The sequence below is a fragment of the Paenibacillus sp. Root52 genome, from assembly GCF_001426865.1.
Classification (GTDB): Bacteria; Bacillota; Bacilli; order Paenibacillales; family Paenibacillaceae; genus Paenibacillus.
Genome location: NZ_LMFO01000010.1, coordinates 1 through 19253, shown reverse-complemented (window position 1 = coordinate 19253; position 19253 = coordinate 1). Strand labels below are relative to the sequence as shown.

Here is a 19253-nt window from a genome sequence, read left to right as displayed (position 1 = left end):
ATACACGGAGCAGCTTCTTTCCTTATTCCGCTTGCTGTGATTTGGCGATAACTTCGTTCGTGTATTGTTCTCCCCAGTCTCGCATGCTATAAATAATCGGCCTTAACGTTTCACCAAAGGGAGTTAACGAGTATTCCACTTTAGGTGGAACCTGAGGATACACCTCTCGGTGTACGATACCGCTATTTTCAAGCTCTCTTAACTGCAAAGTGAGCATCCGCTGTGTGATATCAGGGAATAACTTACGTAACTCATTGAATCGCAAAGAACCTGAGAACAGGTGATATAAAATAGCGCCTTTCCACTTTCCCCCAATGACACTAAGTGTGACTTCTACAGAACAACCATATGGCTTGGGACAAAGGTTAGCGGAATTCTGTTTCATGGATTGCACCTCCAATATAAGGGTGGATATGCAGTACCTAGATTGATACTACAACCTTATATAGACTGTATACTTCTAATGACAGCATATCATGGTTAAGGTACATTATAAACCCTGCAATGAGATATATGAGAGGGATACGTATCCCAAGAAGACCTCCAAAAAAACGGAAAAACCCCGAAATTCGCAATGCGAAACATCGAGGTTTAAAGATATATAATTTCTGAGTAGGTGTGGGTATGTTCAACGGATTGTTGTTAATGAATAGCGTATAAACGTCATACGAGTGCTGAAAGGATCGCGTCACATAATGCCATGGTTTTAATATTATCTTGACCACTAGAATGTGGCAAAGAATGATCGCGGCAACATTCCGTAAAGTGTACCATCTCCCCGACGAACCCTCTTAGATAAAGGTCTCGATGAGTTCCGGACATGGGGGAAGCAGAAGGTGTGTACACGATATCCTGCTCCGCTAGAGATTTCCAAGGTAGATTATCAAAGGTCTGAGAGGAATGAATCGTAAGTTTAGTTATCTCATCTGCTGACGCAAATCCGTTGTCGAATGTCACTAGTACGTGTTCACTCTCACGAGACCAAGCACTCATACCTGCGAAATACGCGCTGCCTATGATGCCTTGCTCAAACACGAAGGAAATACTCTGATTGATGTGCTCGCCATCCCTAACTGTCGTACCCGTAACCTTCACCATATCGCCGAAGAGGAAGCGCATCAGATCCACCATATGAATGGCGGCGAGCTTGATGAACTGTTCTTCATCTCTGCAGAAGGGAGTGCTATCGACAGCGAACCTCACCTGAAATGACCGGACTTTCCCCAGTGTCCCGCCATCGATCAACTCTTTTAATTTCAGATACACGGGAGCATAACGTTTCATAAACCCAACCATGAGCACCACTCCAGCTTGCTCGGCTGCGTCAGATACCATCTTGGCTTCTGCTGCATTCCATCCCAGTGGTTTGTCCACATAGACGTTTTTGCCTGCGCGGATACATTCCATCGCCAGAGTAACTTGATCCTGGGGCTGTGCCACGACAACGACCCCGTCACAGTCCTCATGCTCAAGCATAAGGTGTACATTGTCATAAGCCTGTCCTATGCTGCCGAAGCGAAGAAGAGCGGCTTGGGAGCGCTCCAGACTACGGGTAGCAATACCTTGGATGATGGCTCCAGATTCAATAGCGGAAGGATAGATATTGGTAGATGCATGAAATCCTGCACCGATAAAACAAAGCTTTATTGGATTCAATGTGACTCGCTCCTTCGTTGTGATTACCACCGTCCACATCATTGACGGAACGGATTGGATGATACAAGCTAATTCTGTCCTAACGATAGGAGATTCTATGATATTTAAAAAGGACATATGTCCCATCTGTTTTATACAAATGAAAACGTATTGCATTCTTCTTCCATTACATGTATACTCTACATTACCGCACAACGATTCTTTGTTGTCTGAATGCTTTTCATCATAGTGAAAAGTTACATATTATGCGGTCGTGGCGGAATTGGCAGACGCGCACGGTTCAGGTCCGTGTGGGCTAACCCCCCGTGGAGGTTCGAGTCCTCTCGACCGCATCTACGTTCATAGAAAGACCCGTTCATTGCGATAAAGCAAAGGAAGGGTCTTTTTATATTACGCCTGCATTCAGGCTTCAACGATTCATACGGAGCCCATACTTGGCGATGAATAATCCAGCTAAGGCTCCGATCATTCCGAAGACTGCGACACTACCCATGACACCATAGCTTTGCAGACGAAAGAGAAATGCGACCCCACTTCCAAATGTCGTTCCTGCTAGAAATCCGAGAGAAATGCCGATATTCTTATCTAATTTCATATGATCACCTGTCTTTGAGTGTTGTACTGAATGGAGTGAACCAACACAACTAGCGCGAACTGAAGTTGGATTATTTTTGTTCAGGTTAGTACATTCTGGTGGTGTTCTGGCTTAATTGTATTGTGTGGATTTTCCAGTGAGAATATACAATAGATCTATCAAGATCAGGAAGGGGAAAGAACGCTTATAATTCCTGTAGAGAAGTTATACCATTATGTCATGTTAAAAAGGCTCTGTATTCCTTAAGGAATAACAGAGCCTTTTGGTTGCTCGCTAATTTTAGTTATTGTGACGATCTTTCAAGATGACATCTGCGAACAAAATGGTCTTCGGAATGCGGAAAAATTGCTCCGCTTGTTCTTGAAACGCGGCAGAAGGCAGCGTTCCCTGATGCAGCCATTTGCGGAAGGTGCCGGGGTGAACCCCGATCCAGTGGCTGACATCTGTCACCGACAAATCATGGACCATGCACAAGCCTGTCAAGATACGGTTACTTACCGGAGAACGGGTCACCGTACGCTTCATGAAACGGGAAGGCTCGGGTTGACAAATGACTGGACTTTGACGCACAACCTCTTCATTAAAAAGAATGTGCCGTGGATATCCAAGTAATTGACAAGCCTTGTCCAAATTGGTACTGCCGGGTATCCGCCCTTCATACACCCACGCGCTTACACTGCGTGAAGAGATGGACAAGTCTTCGGCGAGCTGGGACAACTTAATATCATTGGCCATCAGCACGGCTAGAAGAACACGGTTGCGAATTTGACAGCGTGTCGGTTTACGGAACCGTTTGACACGGACGCCTTTTCCCAAATATTTACGGTTGATCAGAGACCACGCCTGGATGGAATGTTGTTCTGGTTGATTAGGCATATTTCCTCCGATTTTTTTAACCAAATACTACAATAAGAGTTGGGGTACTTTCAAGTGCCTGTTGAACTGAATCGAATTATATGAGCTGTGGAGTCGGTTAGGAAGGAGGAGTTATGAACTAGTGGGTGTGCAAATTGCATCCTAGTATATTCCTAGATTACAATGATTCACTAAATTTGCGAGGACAAATAGAGCGTATTGAATAATAAAGTAATTCTTAAGAACTATTTATAGGACTATTTTACTTTTTCCTGAATTTTGTTGATGCAATGCGGTTTATTTACCTTATTTCCCCAAGAATATTGAAATTTCGTTATTGTCTTGTTTCAGCAATGTGCACAAATCTGAAATGTGAAATCCGCAAGTTTAACTAGGTGGTTGGCTTGTCAAAATCTCTTATTCTTACATATCTTGTAGGATGACTAAAGGGGAGAGAGGTGGGAAACGTGTATCCAGCCGTAAATACACTTGCTGCAATTTCAGGGGCGTTCGTGACGTTTGCTTTTGGAGGGTGGGATCAGTTGCTTAGTCTGCTTGCCATTGCGATGGCTGTCGATTATATAACGGGTCTTGCAGCCGCCGTGAGGACAGGAACAGGGTTAAACAGCAATATTGGATTCTGGGGGCTTGCGCGCAAGGGCTTGATGCTGACCGTTATTCTGCTGGCACATCGGATCGATTTATTGATGGGAACGGATATTATCAAAGGCGGGGCGATATATTTTTATCTGGTGAATGAATTGATATCGATTACTGAAAACTATGCCAAGATCGGTCTTCCATTGCCGAACAAGCTTAGGCAGGCCATTGCTGTACTTAAGAAACAGGAAGAGTTGTCCGATAAGGAGTGGGCGAAGCCGACGATTACAGAACATCAGAAGCCCAAATCCGAACAAGAGAAGCAGGATAAATCTGTGGACAGCGCCGATGAGCCTAAAGAAGAACAACCCACAAAGTAGCCTTTTTGGATGGTGTATTTCTTTATTTTGCTTGTTCGTCTAGAGAACGTTTTCAAGTATCCTTTCGTAATAGATAACGTTATGATATATTTTGAATACATGAAAAAACATTCATTCCACTATTAATTCACAAACGAGGTGTTTGTTCGATGATTAAACATATTGTCCTGTTCAAAATGAAAGATCGTTCACCAGAACGCATTGAAGAAGCTGCCAATGTGCTTCGCAACTTGCAAGGTAAAATTGATGTTCTTGTATCGCTGGATGTAGGTATAGACGTGCTTCGCTCAGACAGATCCTTTGACATTTCTCTGACAGCCGAGTTTGCATCTCTTGATGATCTGCAAGCTTATCAGGTACATCCGCTTCATCAAGAAGTAATTAAGTATATGAACGAAGTTAGAGAACAATCGATCGCCGTTGACTACGAATTCTAATTTGCGTATCTCATTAAGAAGCGACTAAAGGAGAGCGGGTATGAGCGATTTAAGAGACGTTATGGAATTTTTATATATTTTTATCGTGTTCCTGATCGCTTGTCCTGTGATGATATTTTGGTTGAAACGAAGAGGCAAACGGAACCGATAATTCACTGAACAGGAAGTGAAATGTATTGTACTACGTAAATAAAGAGCAGATTGCCCATAGGCTTGCTGCGGTACCGGAGGTAGCCGAGGGGCTACGCCTTTCAACACAAGCCTGGGATGGCGGTCTTATGATGGGGCTGGTGCAGGAGCGATGTCTGCATCTGGCGATTGAGATCGTCACGGACGTCGGAAGCTATCTCATCGATGGTTTTATTATGAGGGATGCAAGCAGCTATGACGATATTATCGAGATTAATCATGAAGAGAAGGTATTTGACGCTTCGATATACGAAGTGCTGCGTCAGCTTGTTACTTTGCGGAAGCCACTCGTACAAGATTATTTCAGTTGGAATCGAGGAGAACTGCATCCACTGAGTTCAGACCTACCCGAAATACTTGAACGCTTTGCAGACCAAGTGAGCGCTTATGTAGATCGAGAACTCGATCCTTTTACGAATCAGGGAGATCGAGGGACAGAGTAAGGAATGAGGGGAAGCAGCATGACAGATATACAGAATGAAGAATTAAAAGGAAACGACAAGCAGGATGCGCCATCCGGATTTCATCCGGTTTACATGGTTGAGCTGTTGTTTGACAAGTGCCCTGAAATCAATCACGTTCGTTTACAGGAAGCACTAAGTCGTTATACGGGACAAGTTCGACTTACTGTGAAGCAACAAACTGCAGTCACGAACAGTGACCAACAACCGCAAGAAACGAATTCGCAGGATGAGACACATACTGCACCAGAGGCGAACGCAGAGATGTTGGTTTTCTACCATCTGGATCACAAGGTTTCATTCCAGGAAGGGGATATCCCAGCACAAACCTGTATGCTTGCTGCGACTGAGATGAAGGATATCTCACGCTTTGCAGGTGCGCTTCAGCAAGCTTGGCATTGGACAGAGGCAGAACAGGCAGTCCGGGGAGCTACGTATTCGATTCGGATTCACGATATGTTTACTGCAGCGATGCCGCGCAAGCAGCGTTTAGGGCTGTTCCAGAAGACGTTGCAGGCTGTGCTTGAAATCTTGCCGTGTGAGGCAATGTATTGGTACGGCAGTGATAAACTTGTTGAACCAGCAGCGTATAAGCAATCACAGGAACGAGAAGAGCATCTCTATGCAGCGATGAACGTCAGAATGTATCAGGCTGGTGGAACAGAAGAGCAACGCGAACTTGTGATGGATACGGTTGGACTGTCCGCGCTCGGGGTTCCTGATGTTCAGTGTCACTTCACTGGTCTTGATCCAGATACAGTGGCTCAAACCTTGCTTGGAGCAGCATACTACATATTCGATCAAGGTGATGTGCTACAGGATGGACAAACGCTGGGTTCCTCGGGCGGGCGACGCTGGCGGTGTGAACACCAAGCCGCACTGATTGCCCCGGGACGTTATGTTATTGATCTTGATCCTGGGAATACAAATGAAGATTCTTCGTTGGAACCAGCTCAGCATAACCGTAAACGTAACGGTGAGAGTATGACCATGAAAGTTTTTTGATATTTGGAGTGTCAGGTCAAGCCCTTACTGACTATACTGCATCAACAGAGTAGGCATTCGCCCGGGTTAGTAAGTCACAACACCAGTGCTTGTAATCCGGTACTTAACTCGAAGAAGAGGAGAGATGTTGCGTGAAGGAATCAAACAAAAGTTTATTGTGGGGCGCATTAATCGGATCAGTTGTTGGTTCGGTAACCGCGTTATTGCTGGCACCAAAGTCAGGACGTGAGCTTCGTCAGGATATTTCCGAAGGTGCGCGTCATGTGACGGAGAAAGGTCAAGAGTTGGCTGTTAAGGTTGGCGAACAGGGCAATCAGATCGTGTCCAAAGTGAAAGAAACGGCTGACGTTGTTATCCAGGACATTCAATCATGGCGCAATTGTGCCGAAGGTAAAGAACTGCGGGTCTCCGCAGTAATTACAGATTCGAATGCTCCAGTTCAGTCTGACAACGACATCTTGGCAAATGAATCGGACAGTGTCGTCGCAGCTAAATTGCCTTCCGATGATTCAAAAGACGATAACTAAGCCACGCTTGACATAAGCAGCAGGCTTTCCTCATGAAGTTGGAGGAGAGCCTGCTTTGTTGTGTGCGCTAATCGCGAGAGAGGTGCACTGTGGGTATTTTTAATTGAACCCTATGATAAAATCGGGTAAGATGGTGGTACCTTTTTGCCTGAAATGTCATACGGTAGGAAGAAAACAATTTGAGCTTTATACTAGATATGAGAACCAATTCAATGAAGAAGGAAGCGGTGTGTTCGTGCAGCAAGCAATCGCTATATTAGACTCGGGTGTAGGGGGATTGACGGTCGCAAAGGAAGTGATGCGCCAGCTCCCACGGGAAAAGGTCATTTATTTTGGAGATACTGCCCGGACACCGTACGGACCCCGTTCGTCCGAACAAGTTAAACAATTCACGGAACAAATCGTAGATTTCTTGATCCAATTTGATCCCAAGGTCATCGTTATCGCCTGTAACACGGCTACAGCAGCGGCGCTCGACTATATTCGGGCTAAGGTGAATGTTCCAGTGATCGGCGTAATTCATCCAGGAGCGCGTGCCGCTATTACAGCTACACGTACAGGACGCATCGGTGTCATTGGCACCGTGGGAACGATCGGCAGCGGCGCATACACCTCCGCACTCAAACAATTGTCACCCTATATTGATGTAGTCAGCCAGGCTTGCCCGGCACTTGTGCCGTTAGTCGAGCAAGGTGAATTCCGATCCGAACAAACAACGATGACGGTAGAGCAGTCCTTAAGCCAGATTAAGCAACAGCCGATTGATTGTCTGATTCTAGGTTGTACCCATTATCCATTCTTGATGGAAACGATTCAGGAAGTGATGGGGCAGGAAGTGAAACTCATTAGTTCAGCAGATGAGACAGCGAGAGAAATCAGTACGATTTTGTATGATAAACGAAAATTGGCCAGTGGAAACGATACGCCAGTGCATCAATTTTTCTGTACAGGGGATCCTCGTATGTTCCAAAATATTACAAGGCAGTGGCTCGGTGAGCAAATCTCAAAAACGCCTGTTGTATGGCAGGTCACGCAATTGTCCTAATCATTTCGTTTCATTCGTATTCATATGATCCAATATTGTTTTTCTTCATCCCAGAAGCCGAAGGCTCTGGGATTTTTGTTATCTATAGTGAGGGAAGAAGTCTGCGAAACATGTCACATGACGGACGAGCGGGTGAGCATACATATATAACATGATCAGGATATAGAGGAGAACAGACAGTAGTAAGATTAGATCGTATAAGAGTATATCTCGCTCAGAGAAAGGAGATTGCACATGGAATTACAGTGGATCATTGTTCAGCCAGGTGACACGGTGGCTCGTATTGCGTCAGCGTATCACATGACGAGCGAACTGCTCGTTGCGCTAAATCCAGAAGCGACATCCCAACCTTATTTGCTGGCAGGACAGATGTTGCGGATCTTACCTGGAACAGGGCGGAGATATGCTGTTCAGCCAGGTGAGCATGTCGGTACAATAGCTGCTCGTTTTGGTCTGAGCGAAGATGAATTACGGAAAGGCAATCCTGAAATCACCAATGTGAGCGACTGGTGTGGTCGGTGCATTCATATTCCTGAATCCGGAGGAAAAGCTATAGTCAGGTTAAAGGGAGAGTATGGCTTCCGTGAATTACATCGGGATATTGCATTACTGAGCAGCCATTTTCCCTTTGTGGAGACAGGTTCGATCGGCACAAGTGTGATGGGTAAACCTTTACACTATTTACGGATTGGTCAAGGTTCGAGACATATCCATGTCAATGCTTCCGTCCATGCTAATGAATGGCTAACCACAGCCGTTGTGATGAGGTTTATTGAACAGTATGCTAGAGCCTATAGTACCCATGAACCGTGGTATCGGTTTGATCCTCAGCGCTGGATGAAGGAAACGACACTATGGGTAGTTCCGATGGTTAATCCGGATGGAGTCGAGTTGGTGCAGGAAGGTATTGTGAATCAGCATCCACATGCTGAACAACTGCTGGCTTGGAATACAGGGCGGACTCACTTTACTCATTGGAAAGCAAACATAAGGGGAGTGGATCTGAATGATCAATTTCCAGCTCACTGGGAGGAAGAGGCGGCTAGAAGGGGCATGACGTCACCTGGTCCTCGTGATTATGCGGGAACAGCTCCGTTATCTGAGCCGGAGGCGCTGGCTCTAGCCGAGTGGACGCAGCAGCATGAGTTCGATGTGGTCGTATCCTTGCATAGTCAAGGGCAAGAGATCTACTGGAATTACAGGGATTTGGAGCCTAGAGAAAGTGCGCCGTTATCCCGAAGATTAGCGAAGGTATCCGGATACAAAGCTGTAAAATTAGGCGGCAGTGATGCAGGGTATAAGGACTGGTTCATCCAGGAGTATCGCAAGCCTGGTTTTACCGTAGAAGTCGGTCTCGGGATTAACCCATTACCCATAGATCAGTTCGATGATATCTGTGTGGAGGTAGGCATGTTGTTGGCAGAGCTATTATCCTATGAATCTAGTGATTAAACGGTAGAGAATGAAACGATAAGAATGTATTGTTCGTATAACAGACACAGGTGTCGTTATATGCCCTGTGTGCAATAGAGGTTTTCTAAAAAAAAGTCCGCTTTTGGGCATTCGTTGTTCCTTCGGTCAGCTGCTTCGGATCGGAGGAATAGCCAATGTGTAAGTCATTCACTTACTATAGATAGTCAGCATGAGGAGGAATCATATGAAGTGGAGAAGATTGTTGTCATTTAAACGGTGGTCGGAAGTGTTCAGAAGGCTCCCGCGTCTATTGCGGGCAACGGAGATCCCATTACGCGAAAAATTGTTATTTATTATCCCGGCATTGTTATACTGGGTTCTACCTGATGTGATGCCGTTCATGCCAATTGATGATATTGGGGTCACACTTATTTTGATGAACTGGTTTGTAAGCCGTGCTGAGCGTAAATATCCAGTCCTTCCTTCCGGTACAGCATCATAAATATATGCAAAATGCATCATTCTAACACCTGTCTAGAATCATTGTTATTGCGAAGAGCCAAAACTTTCTTTACAATAGATGCTGGAGTTTAAGAATGCTGAAATTGTTGTAACCAGCAATTACGATATAGGAGATGAAGCACATGAACTGCAAAATCACTCGCAATGCGGCTAAAGTATTAAAACTTGAATTGGACAAGCCTGAGAACGAAGGTAAAAAATTGCGTGTTGTTATTACACATGCACACGGGGATCATGCTCACTACGGACTTGATCTGGATACACCAAAAGAGAATGACACGGTAGTATCTACGGATAAAGACATCGATGTCATTATTGAGAATGATCAACCATTGCTGGATGGCGTGAAAATTGATTATCTGTATCTTCCTCAAGAAGGCTTCGTTATTACGAATCCCTCCAAAGGCAATCACGGCGATCACTAGGAGCTTGAAGAAGGGGAAATCATGGCTAACGATATCCGCGTATGCGAAAAATGTAATCACATTCGGTTGAAGTCAATCGTGCCTAAGCTGGAGAAAATGGCTCCAGACACAGAGATCAAGATTGGATGTAAATCCTATTGTGGTCCTTGTGCGAAACGTGCCTTCGTTTTTATTAACGGTCGGTACATTAGTGCTCCTTCGGAAGAAGAAGTGCTGGCAAAAGTAGCGAAATTCGTCAAATAAACGTTTCATAGATGATACGAGCATAATATGCTTGTTATCCAGCAGAGAGAGGCCTATGGCCTCTCTTATTTTTGTTTGAATTTGAAATCCGGCTTCATTTCGTGTATTTGGAAGGTATCCTCACGGATTTCAAGGGCGATGATACGGTCTTCTTTTTGCAAAAAGTGCACATGACCTAAACGTTCGTTCTCGATTTCTATCCAGCCTTCTTCGGCTAGTTTTTGAAAATAATCAGATGGAGGATAGAGACCCAGTTCTCCGCCTATATTTTTCAATTCATAGGTAACAGCTACCTTAATATTGGGATTCCCCGAATTCGTTGTTAAGTTAATTTGCTTGGCATTGGTTGGAACCGGAAACTGGGTATTTATCGATGAAGCGGTATATCCGGTAATCTCATACCCTGCCCGATTGCAGGCGGTGATTAGACCCCCAAGACATACGAAGATGAGCAACATAAGCCATTTACGCAAAAATGATTCCTCCTTTTAAAACAACTTACTCTAATTAACGAAATGGATAAGTATAAAGTTACGACATTTTACGTTCGAAAAGGTTGTTTGTCTTAAGGTAAAAGAAAAAGGTATCCCTTTTTGTAATGTGTCTGAGAAAAAGAGAATAAGGGAGCTTTGGGTTAACCATCCTATAGAGGTAACAGGAACATGATCCCAAGGAGGAATAACTATGCCGAAGCGTTATGATTCCAGTTTGCAGGCGGGTACAACCGTATCTCAGGCACAGAATGCGGTGAACAAACTTCACTATGCTGTTTCTCAAGCGATGTCTCATCCAACAGAACAAACCATTGAGCAGGCAAGTCGTCGTTTGGCTCACACCGAACAGGCGATGCGGCAAGCGGAGCGTTCACTTGGTGGTCAAGGCGTAGAGTTGGCGGAGGAAATGTTCGCCGAGGAGAAGAGAAGATTGAACTCGATCCGGAATCAAAAGCAACCAAAGGATTTCTAAACGTTCCTGTCACCAAACGAAACTCGCAGAGGTAACTTCTTTGCGAGTTTTTTTGCATGGGATCTCCGATGATTCCGCTTGAAATTTTGTCAGAAGGTTAATAAGTCATGAGCAGGCAAATTCCAAACGGGAGGTAGACGATGACAAAACATATTACAGACTGCACGATACTGAACAACGGAGTAACCATGCCATGGCTGGGATTCGGAACATATAAAGCGAAGGGAAAAGAAGTGCACCAGGCCGTTGAAACGGCTTTGGAGGTAGGATACCGGAGTATAGACACTGCTTCCATCTACGGAAATGAAGAGGAAGTAGGACAAGCCATTGCCAGCAGTGGTATTGCTCGGAATGAATTGTTTGTCACAACAAAACTTTGGAATGAGGATCAAGGTTTTGACTCCACCCTTCGCGCATTTGAAGCGAGCCAGAAGGCTTTAGGGCTTAATGTCATTGACCTATACTTAATCCATTGGCCTGGACGAGATCAATATAAGGAAACGTGGAGAGCGTTTGAACGGTTATATAGTGAGGGAAGTGTACGTGCCATTGGTGTAAGTAATTTTCAGGTACATCATTTGCGCGATATTATAGATGAAGGCGGCACAGTACCTGCTGTGAATCAGGTGGAATTACATCCGGGCTTGATCCAGCAGGAATTACAGGACTTCTGTGGGGAGCAAGGCATTCAGCTTGAGGCGTGGAGCCCGATTATGAAAGGCAAGCTTAATAATGAATCTACGTTAAAAGCAATTGCCCAAAAGTATGGCAAAACACCTGCACAAGTGATTTTGCGTTGGGACATTCAGAATCAGATTGTGACCATTCCGAAGTCCGTAACACCAGAGCGTATCCGTGAAAATGCGGATATCTTTGACTTTGAATTAACACCGGATGAACTTAGACAGATTGATGCTATGGATGCGGACAAACGGACAGGTCCACATCCGGATCAACTTTTCTGGGATTAAGGAGTAGGCTCAGTTGTAATACGAGTGTTTAATCATTAGTTAGTGAGGATATGGAACGGATCGTTCTTCCGATCGCTGTTGTCTCCTAAGTTTCCTGATTATAGGTTCAGAATCGATTCCGTTTCCTTTGCTCTAACTGTTTACTAAATAAAAAAACTTATTACAATGAGCTGTGTGTATGTTATATATAAAAAGCAGCAGGATCGGGGAGGGTTCCCTTGCTCCTGCTGCTTTTGTGTTTGTTTATTATTTTGAATCGCGCTTTGGAACTTCACAGCCTTCTTCTGTACACACTCCGCTACCTTCATTGTCTGCTGCACTTGACTCAACCATCGTGAACGGGGAACGCTCGTCCCATGCTTTCTGGATGGCATCAAGGAACACCTCATCAGGCTGCGCACCGGATATAGCGAATTTACGATCCAGTACGAAGAATGGTACGCCGCGAATGCCGAGCTGCTCGCCTTCAGCTTGATCTGCGCGAACTTGTTCAGCAAATTGATTGCTTTCCAAGATGACAGCCGCTGCGCTACGATCTAATCCCACTTCTTCAGCCAGTTGGAGTAATACCTCATGATCTCCGACATGCTTGCCCTCGATGAACACAGCTTGGAATAACCGCTCACTTAGCTCAAGCGCTTTGTCTTGAGACTTCGCCCAATGTGTCAAGCGATGAGCAGCGAAAGAGTTGGTGGGTACCATTGCATCAATATTGTACTCCAGACCTGCTGTCCGAGCATTGGCATTCATCTGTGCATTCATGCCTTGTGCTTGTTCTTTACTAATATTGTACTTAGAAACTAAGTAATCTGTGTTGGTTTTGCCTGTGTGTACTTCAGCATTAGGGTCAAGTTCGAAGCTCTTGAACTCAAATTTCACGTCATTCCGGTGAGGGAATTGCTCCAATACATTCTCTAAACGACGTTTACCAATATAGCAGAAAGGGCACATAAAATCAGACCATATCTCAATATTCATTCGAATAACCTCCGTTTTCTGTACATCAACTGTAAATGAAACTATTGTAGTTACAATTATAAAGCGACTTTATATTTTTCGCAAGGGTGCAATTTGCATTGGATAAAAGAAAGAAGTGCTGAAGACATAAATAGTCTTGCATCAGCACTTCCGATTTGCTTATAGCCCCTCACGCAAGCGCGTGATTAAATCATAGGTAATGATTGTGTCGGATACACGAAGTCGTTTCGAAGCTTCATCATATCCTGCCCGGCAGGCGTTAATATCCGTTTTATCACGGGAAGATAAGTCATAGCAGGAACCGTGCTCATAGATGTAATCATCGGACGGAATATAGAACACAGAGCCATCTGTAAACGCACCATTTCGCAACACCACAGTCCGACTAGAGCCATCGTAAACATCATTGCCCATGTGGTAGTAGGATTGATCGGAAACGCCCAATAGATGGAGCACAGACGGCGTGATATCAAGCTGCCCTGCGGGCTCATCGAAGGTTCCAGCCTCACCTCCATCTGGTAGATGTACAAGTAGTGGTACCTCATTCATAATCTGCTCCATATCAAGCTGATTTAACGATCTACCCAGAAATTTTTCGTATTGCGCCTGTTCCTTAATGGAATTATCATGATCGCCATAGAACATAAATATCGTGCTATCCCACAATCCCCGATTTTTCAAATCCTCGACCAGACCACCCAGCGCTGAATCTACATAATGAACCGATTGCAGGTAATTACCAAACATCGTACCTTGGAATTCCCCCACATCAAGCTGCTGTTTATCAACAGGTAGGGCATACGGATGATGACTGGAAAGTGTTATAAGGAAAGAATAGAAGGGCTCGGAGACCTCGCTATCCATTTTCTCAACAGACTGTCTGAAAAAAGAGAAGTCGGATAAAGACCAGCCAAGTGGATCATCCTGTACAAAATCATTTTTGCTATAAAACTTATCGTATTTCATATTTTGATACATCGTATAGCGATTCCAGAATCCACTCTCATATGCATGAAAGACATTTGTGCTGTATCCATTGTCCTTCAGGATGGAAGGCAAGGAATCATAGGCATGGTCTGCGTAACGTACAAATGCTGAGCCGATAGGCAAGGGGTGTAACGAAATGTTAGCTCCAAAATCAGCATCCGATGTCCGGCCCTGCCCGGTCTGGTGATAGAAATGACTGTGATATTGGCTTTCTTTCATCAATTCGTTGAAATGAGGCGTAATCTCCTGACCACCGATACTCTGGCCAATCATGAAATTCATAAATGCTTCGCCTTGAACAACGATAACGTTACTGTCTTTATATTTACCGAACAGTGCGCTGTCAGTCTGTGAGGATCGATCCTGTCTTTCGGCAAAAAAGGATTTGACCAGTTCCACATCAGCAGGATCAACTTCAGATCCAGATCCGATCTGATCCTTGGCGTAGTTGTACAGATCATAACCGTGGAAAGCCAACAGCCCAGTAACGTTATACATGGAGACATTCCACCAATTGTTATCAAACAGCCCTTTTGCCCAAGTTTTGCTGTAGTAATAAATCGGCCCAACTGCAAGGGATAGCCCTAACACTAAAGCGATGCTGCCGGCCGTAAACCGACGTGTACGTGTCTTGCTGCGATTGTGTCCGTAAGGTAGATCATTGTATCCATACCCACTCGAGCGGTTAGCGCGTGAACGTCTCGTTAGGATACGTGCAACACCATAGATCACGAATGCAATCCAGTCTGCAAAGAACAGCAGGTCACTAGGTTGAAGAAGGGTTGCGATACTATCTCCAAGTGCATCGACCTGTTTAGCTTGCAGAAGGACGGGAATGGTAAGGAAATCCTGGAAATAGCGATAATAAACCATATCTGCGTAGATAAGTGATGTAAGAATTAAGTTTAGTGCGATTAGCGAAACCTTATAGCCTTTACGAGGCAGCCACCATGTCCAAAAGGAGATGAGGAGTAGGGAGCCGATGGCGATAATATTGTCCAACAGTCCCATCGTAATGTTGTAAGCGTGCAAATTGTGGTGTAGCCACATTAATTTGAGCAGCATGAGCGCAATGAATAACAGATACAACGCTAAAGGATGATGTAGAAGTCTACGTAGCGTGCTGCTACGTGAAGACGAAGTGAAAACCATGAATGTTGTCTCCCTTTGTAAAAGTTTTGTTATCGGAATGTAAATGGAGCTTCATTCATTATAGCGTGGCTTGGTTGCTTTTCAACCAGCAGATGGTGTTTAACCTCTAGTATTACGCTGTGTAGTATGGAAATTTCTAAGAGATAGCATACAAGTGCGCACAAAAAAAGAGCGTCCTCTCCTGAAAGGAGTGAACACTCAGATCATCGCGTTTACGTTTAAGCTTGAGTAGATTTATTACGTGGAGGGAGTGGTCCCAAATACTGATAATATTGGGTCTCAATCCGTCCATTAAACAGTTTGCGGCGCTTGTCCGCTTTGTGCCCAAAGTACTCTTCAAATGCTTTGGTGGAGGTGATTGCAAAAAACGACCATGTTGGCATCTCCAGATAAGAACGTCCAAGGGAACGGAGCAACTTCTGCACTTCTTTTTCTTCACTCAAACGTTCACCGTAAGGTGGGTTGGTAATGATTACGCCATATTCCCCTTGTGGTTTTGCGCGGTGAGCAGGAAGAACGCTTACCTCAATATCCTTGGCAAAGCCTGCGCTTTTGATTGCCGCTTGTGCAACTTCAATTGCCTCAGGATCAATATCACTACCCGAAATCTGTAATGGGACATCATCACGAACAGCGTCAAAAGCCTCTTCCCGTGCTTGTTCCCATAGTTCAGCAGGAATCACATCCCAATTTTCGGAATTAAATGTGCGGCGAAGCCCTGGTGCGATATTCCAGCCGATCATAGCAGCTTCGATCAGCATAGTGCCTGAACCGCAGCATGGATCGTAGAACGGGCGGGAAACATTCCAGCGGCTAAGCTGGATCAGAGCAGCTGCCAGTGTTTCTTTGAGCGGTGCTTCCGTAACAAGTTTACGATATCCGCGCTTGTGTAGACCTGGCCCTGTCGTATCGAGCGTAAGCAAAGCACGGTCATTAAGCAGAATAACCTCAATCACATAGCGTGCTCCATCCTCAGGAAACCATTCCGTGTGATGAGTGAGTTTTAATTTCTCAACAATCGCCTTTTTGACGATACCTTGGGATGCAGGTACGCTACTCAGCTGGGATTTCTGGGAGCGCCCTTCCACCGGGAATTCACCATTTGCGGGAATCCATTCTTCCCATGGTAATGCTTTGGTGCCCTCGAACAATTCATCAAATGTGGTTGCGGGGAATTCCCCCATGTTAACCAGCACGCGATCCGAACTTCTCAGCCACAGGTTACAGCGACAAATATCAATATAATCTCCTGTGAAAAATACTCGGCCATTATCGACCCTGGCATCCTCATACCCCAGCTGTTTCAGTTCCCGGGCAACAACGGCCTCAAGTCCCATTGCAGAGGTTGCAATCAATTGCAATCGAGCCATATGAATTCATTCAACTCCATTTCGAGCCGCAGGGGCTTTCCCTCTGGCGGCGATATAGTAACGGTGCGGCCTTGCCGCTTTCCGTGAAAAAACTTACAATGAGTAATGCGGCTTACCCGCATAGACTTCAATGCAGGTCATTCGTGTGTAGTGCGTGCGTTGCACTGTGTTGAATAACAAACATTCATTATAAAACATTGGCATCCATATGGAAAGCTATCCAAGGGCATTTATACGGAAAGCTGTCCAAGGGCATCTATATGGAAAGGAATCCAAGTTTGCAAGGAGGAACTTCGTGGTGAATCTGACCCCTGACGAATATGTAAATCAATTATTTCAAGAGGATGAGCTCTTGTTAAAAGTGAAAGAGGCCATTCGTGCGAATGGTATGCCGGAGGTTTCAGTGGCTGCAGCGTATGGACGCCTGCTGACCTTTCTGGCGAAAACCTCGAAAGCGGAAGCTGTGCTCGAAATTGGTGTGTTGGGCGGGTACAGCGGCATCTGCCTGGCTCGTGGTTTAAGCGAAGGGGGAAGCTTGACTTCGCTTGAACTGAAAGAAGAGTATGCAGCGATGGCTCGCGGGCATCTGGAGGAAGGTGGATTTAGCAGCCAAGTGCAGTACCGGATCGGACCTGCGGCAGACAGTCTGGAGCAATTGGTACAGGAAGGGCGTACCTTCGACTTCTTCTTTATTGACGCAGATAAGGAAAATTATCCGGTTTATCTCGATTATGCGATTCGTTTAGCGCGTCCAGGTGCAGTCATTGTAGGGGATAACTGTTTCCTGCGCGGTCGTACGCTTAATCCGGACAAGCAAGGCCCGGCTGTGCTTGCTGTGCGTCGTTTCAACGAGCAGATGGCAAGTGATCCACGTCTTGTCACAACCATGCTGCCTGACTATGACGGCTTGGCGCTGGCTTGGGTGAAATAAGCGCAGGAAAAAAAGGTCGAAGCAGGATGAACCCCAGCTTCGGCCTTTTTCACGTACATCTGCAATTTCTTTACTGACTTATACCTCTGGTGTGCCGTATGTTTCAAACCATGTTTTGATCTTTTCAAAATCATCACTGAAGGATAGTCCAAGCATCAAAAGAATTCGTGCTTGTTGTGGACTGAGATTATCCCCAGCAATAATGCCATTACTGCCGCCATAGACGCTACCTGAACCTGTGCGTGTCGTCGTTACAAAAATAACCCCTTCTTCGATCGCTTTTGTTCGAGCTTGCCCCATCGCTCTGGAGATGCCGCCCGCCCCTGTACCGGAGGTGACAATGCCCTTTACGCCGTTTTTCACGAAACCTTCTATAGCTCCGCCGCCTGCTTCCTGATAGGAGATCACAATCTCCACTTTGGCGAGATCGGCCTTGTTGATTTTACTAAGATCAAATGCAGGTTTTGCAGTGCCTTCCGGTTTCATCGCGCGAGCAGGAGCACGGTAAATTCGGATGTTCTCTTCGTCAATATAACCAACAGCACCTAGCATTGGCGTTTCAAAGGTGTCTGTTCGGTAGTCATTGGACTTCGTTACACCGCGGGCGAGCTGAATGGTATCATTCAGCATTAACACAGTGCCGAACGACTGGGTTCGGCCGCTGCCGGCCAGTTTGATGGCATTGTAAAGGTTCGCTTGAGCATCAGAGCCGATTACCGTCCATGGTCGCATAGAGCCTGTGATGACAACGGGTTTATCACTTTGAACCGTCATATCGAGGAAGTAGGCTATTTCCTCCATCGTATCCGTGCCCGTAGTCACCACCACGCTATCATATTGAGCCAGTGCTTTATCTACCGTTTGAGACAAGTCGTACAGATCGGCCATTGTATAGGAGCCTGAACCGGAATTGCCGAACTGCAGTGTGTTCACATCTGCGATCTTCTGCTTATCCGGCAAATCTTTGACCATGTCTGCGATGAGCAGTGTGCCAGCCTTGTAATTTTGGAAGCTGGTTGCGTCCTCTGATTGTCCGGCAATTGTTCCGCCTGTACCAATCACAAGTACATTAGGGAGTGGGGATTGTTTGGAGGATTCCGACACAGCTGGGATGGTGGTGTTGCGTGCTGGCGTGGCTGGGGCGCTCTGAACTGTGCTTGTTGTGCCGTTTACCTCTACCGTAGCGGCCTGAACAGCAGAAGTTCCCATAGGGGACAGGGTAAGGGTCAGTGCAGTTAGTGCGGCAGTGCTCCAAACGGCCCAAGGGCGAAGGTGAGATGTTTTTTTCATGCTGACACGCTCCTTTAAGTGAGTTTTGTGTAAGGTAATCTTTTGTTTTTATGTATGTTGATTGAGATGATTTTATTTTATGTTAGATAATATAACAAACTTAGTTTTTAATAGAGATAACGTTTACATTCGTAGATTTTGAGAGAAATATAGGTATTTATTATGAAAAATAGTGTAATTAGAAGTCTATGAATTCCTAGACCATAAATGATAATAAATAGATTTATATATTTAATATGATATTTATGTGTTATT

At 45.2% G+C, this 19253-nt stretch carries 21 protein-coding genes, 1 tRNA gene and 1 pseudogene; 14 read left to right on the top strand and 9 right to left on the bottom strand.

All coding sequences use genetic code 11. The features are described from left to right. Nucleotides 1-22 precede the first annotated feature (22 nt). Entirely contained in the window at nt 23-385 is a 363-nt protein-coding gene (locus ASD24_RS10815) for a winged helix-turn-helix transcriptional regulator (RefSeq protein ID WP_056695373.1), read from the bottom strand. A gap of 278 nt (nt 386-663) precedes the next feature. Then, complete coding sequence (locus tag ASD24_RS10810; RefSeq protein WP_156395422.1) at nt 664-1656, bottom strand: Gfo/Idh/MocA family protein; 993 nt, start codon at nt 1654-1656, stop codon at nt 664-666. A gap of 247 nt (nt 1657-1903) precedes the next feature. Here ASD24_RS10810 and ASD24_RS10805 point away from each other — a divergent pair. After that, a tRNA-Leu gene (locus ASD24_RS10805) sits at nt 1904-1988 on the top strand. Nucleotides 1989-2065: 77 nt separating this feature from the next. On the opposite strand, the gene ASD24_RS10800 is transcribed toward ASD24_RS10805, so the two are convergent. Beyond that, a complete protein-coding gene (locus ASD24_RS10800) occupies nt 2066-2251 on the bottom strand; it encodes a hypothetical protein (protein WP_056695371.1) in 186 nt (61 codons plus the stop codon). 279 nt (nt 2252-2530) lie between these two features. Beyond that, nucleotides 2531-3127, bottom strand: a complete 597-nt coding sequence (locus tag ASD24_RS10795) for a helix-turn-helix domain-containing protein (RefSeq protein ID WP_056695369.1) — start codon at nt 3125-3127, stop codon at nt 2531-2533. 446 nt (nt 3128-3573) lie between these two features. Between ASD24_RS10795 and ASD24_RS10790 the strand changes: the two are divergent. From ASD24_RS10790 to ASD24_RS10745, 10 genes and pseudogenes are all read left to right on the top strand, one after another. Then, a pseudogene (locus tag ASD24_RS10790) lies at nt 3574-3969 on the top strand (phage holin family protein); the annotation flags it as partial. Between the two features lie 266 nt (nt 3970-4235). Further along, complete coding sequence (locus tag ASD24_RS10785) at nt 4236-4523, top strand: Dabb family protein (protein ID WP_056695367.1); 288 nt, start codon at nt 4236-4238, stop codon at nt 4521-4523. 176 nt (nt 4524-4699) lie between these two features. Further along, a complete protein-coding gene (locus ASD24_RS10780; RefSeq protein ID WP_056695365.1) occupies nt 4700-5155 on the top strand; it encodes a DUF86 domain-containing protein in 456 nt (151 codons plus the stop codon). Nucleotides 5156-5173: 18 nt separating this feature from the next. Then, a complete protein-coding gene (locus tag ASD24_RS10775) occupies nt 5174-6178 on the top strand; it encodes a DUF4261 domain-containing protein (protein ID WP_056695363.1) in 1005 nt (334 codons plus the stop codon). A gap of 131 nt (nt 6179-6309) precedes the next feature. Further along, nucleotides 6310-6705: a YtxH domain-containing protein gene (locus ASD24_RS10770; RefSeq protein ID WP_082560371.1), complete on the top strand. Its 396-nt coding sequence runs from the start codon at nt 6310-6312 to the stop codon at nt 6703-6705. 235 nt (nt 6706-6940) lie between these two features. Then, complete coding sequence (gene racE, locus ASD24_RS10765) at nt 6941-7750, top strand: glutamate racemase (protein WP_056695483.1); 810 nt, start codon at nt 6941-6943, stop codon at nt 7748-7750. 234 nt (nt 7751-7984) lie between these two features. Beyond that, nucleotides 7985-9202 carry a M14 family metallopeptidase gene (locus ASD24_RS10760; protein WP_056695361.1) on the top strand — a complete coding sequence of 406 codons (1218 nt, stop codon included), beginning with the start codon at nt 7985-7987 and terminating at the stop codon, nt 9200-9202. A 205-nt stretch (nt 9203-9407) separates the two neighbouring features. After that, the gene (locus ASD24_RS10755; RefSeq protein ID WP_056695359.1) at nt 9408-9665 is read left to right on the top strand and encodes a hypothetical protein; all 258 of its coding nucleotides are present in this window, start codon (nt 9408-9410) and stop codon (nt 9663-9665) included. A gap of 142 nt (nt 9666-9807) precedes the next feature. After that, nucleotides 9808-10110: a hypothetical protein gene (locus ASD24_RS10750; protein WP_056695357.1), complete on the top strand. Its 303-nt coding sequence runs from the start codon at nt 9808-9810 to the stop codon at nt 10108-10110. A 21-nt stretch (nt 10111-10131) separates the two neighbouring features. Then, the gene (locus tag ASD24_RS10745; protein WP_056695355.1) at nt 10132-10353 is read left to right on the top strand and encodes a DUF1450 domain-containing protein; all 222 of its coding nucleotides are present in this window, start codon (nt 10132-10134) and stop codon (nt 10351-10353) included. 65 nt (nt 10354-10418) lie between these two features. Here the strand turns inward: ASD24_RS10745 and ASD24_RS10740 are convergent, their stop codons facing one another. Continuing rightward, nucleotides 10419-10826 (bottom strand): hypothetical protein, encoded by a 408-nt coding sequence (locus tag ASD24_RS10740; RefSeq protein WP_056695353.1) that lies wholly within the window; start codon nt 10824-10826, stop codon nt 10419-10421. A gap of 211 nt (nt 10827-11037) precedes the next feature. On the opposite strand from ASD24_RS10740, the gene ASD24_RS10735 reads away from it, so the two are divergent. Together ASD24_RS10735 and ASD24_RS10730 are read left to right on the top strand one after the other, a co-directional pair. Next, nucleotides 11038-11319: a hypothetical protein gene (locus ASD24_RS10735; RefSeq protein ID WP_056695352.1), complete on the top strand. Its 282-nt coding sequence runs from the start codon at nt 11038-11040 to the stop codon at nt 11317-11319. 140 nt (nt 11320-11459) lie between these two features. Further along, complete coding sequence (locus ASD24_RS10730) at nt 11460-12290, top strand: aldo/keto reductase (RefSeq protein ID WP_056695349.1); 831 nt, start codon at nt 11460-11462, stop codon at nt 12288-12290. A gap of 246 nt (nt 12291-12536) precedes the next feature. Here the strand turns inward: ASD24_RS10730 and ASD24_RS10725 are convergent, their stop codons facing one another. The 3 genes from ASD24_RS10725 to ASD24_RS10715 form a co-directional block, all read right to left on the bottom strand. Beyond that, nucleotides 12537-13268 carry a DsbA family oxidoreductase gene (locus tag ASD24_RS10725; protein ID WP_056695347.1) on the bottom strand — a complete coding sequence of 244 codons (732 nt, stop codon included), beginning with the start codon at nt 13266-13268 and terminating at the stop codon, nt 12537-12539. A gap of 159 nt (nt 13269-13427) precedes the next feature. Beyond that, nucleotides 13428-15407, bottom strand: coding sequence for an LTA synthase family protein (locus tag ASD24_RS10720; protein ID WP_056695345.1), 1980 nt, complete (start codon nt 15405-15407; stop codon nt 13428-13430). A gap of 218 nt (nt 15408-15625) precedes the next feature. Continuing rightward, a complete protein-coding gene (locus ASD24_RS10715; protein ID WP_056695343.1) occupies nt 15626-16777 on the bottom strand; it encodes a THUMP domain-containing class I SAM-dependent RNA methyltransferase in 1152 nt (383 codons plus the stop codon). 298 nt (nt 16778-17075) lie between these two features. Between ASD24_RS10715 and ASD24_RS10710 the strand changes: the two genes are divergently transcribed. After that, on the top strand, nt 17076-17708 hold the full coding sequence (locus ASD24_RS10710; RefSeq protein ID WP_056695481.1) for an O-methyltransferase: 633 nt from the start codon (nt 17076-17078) through the stop codon (nt 17706-17708). Nucleotides 17709-17786: 78 nt separating this feature from the next. Here ASD24_RS10710 and ASD24_RS10705 read toward each other — a convergent pair whose 3' ends face one another. Beyond that, complete coding sequence (locus ASD24_RS10705) at nt 17787-18998, bottom strand: asparaginase (protein ID WP_056695340.1); 1212 nt, start codon at nt 18996-18998, stop codon at nt 17787-17789. Nucleotides 18999-19253 lie beyond the last annotated feature (255 nt).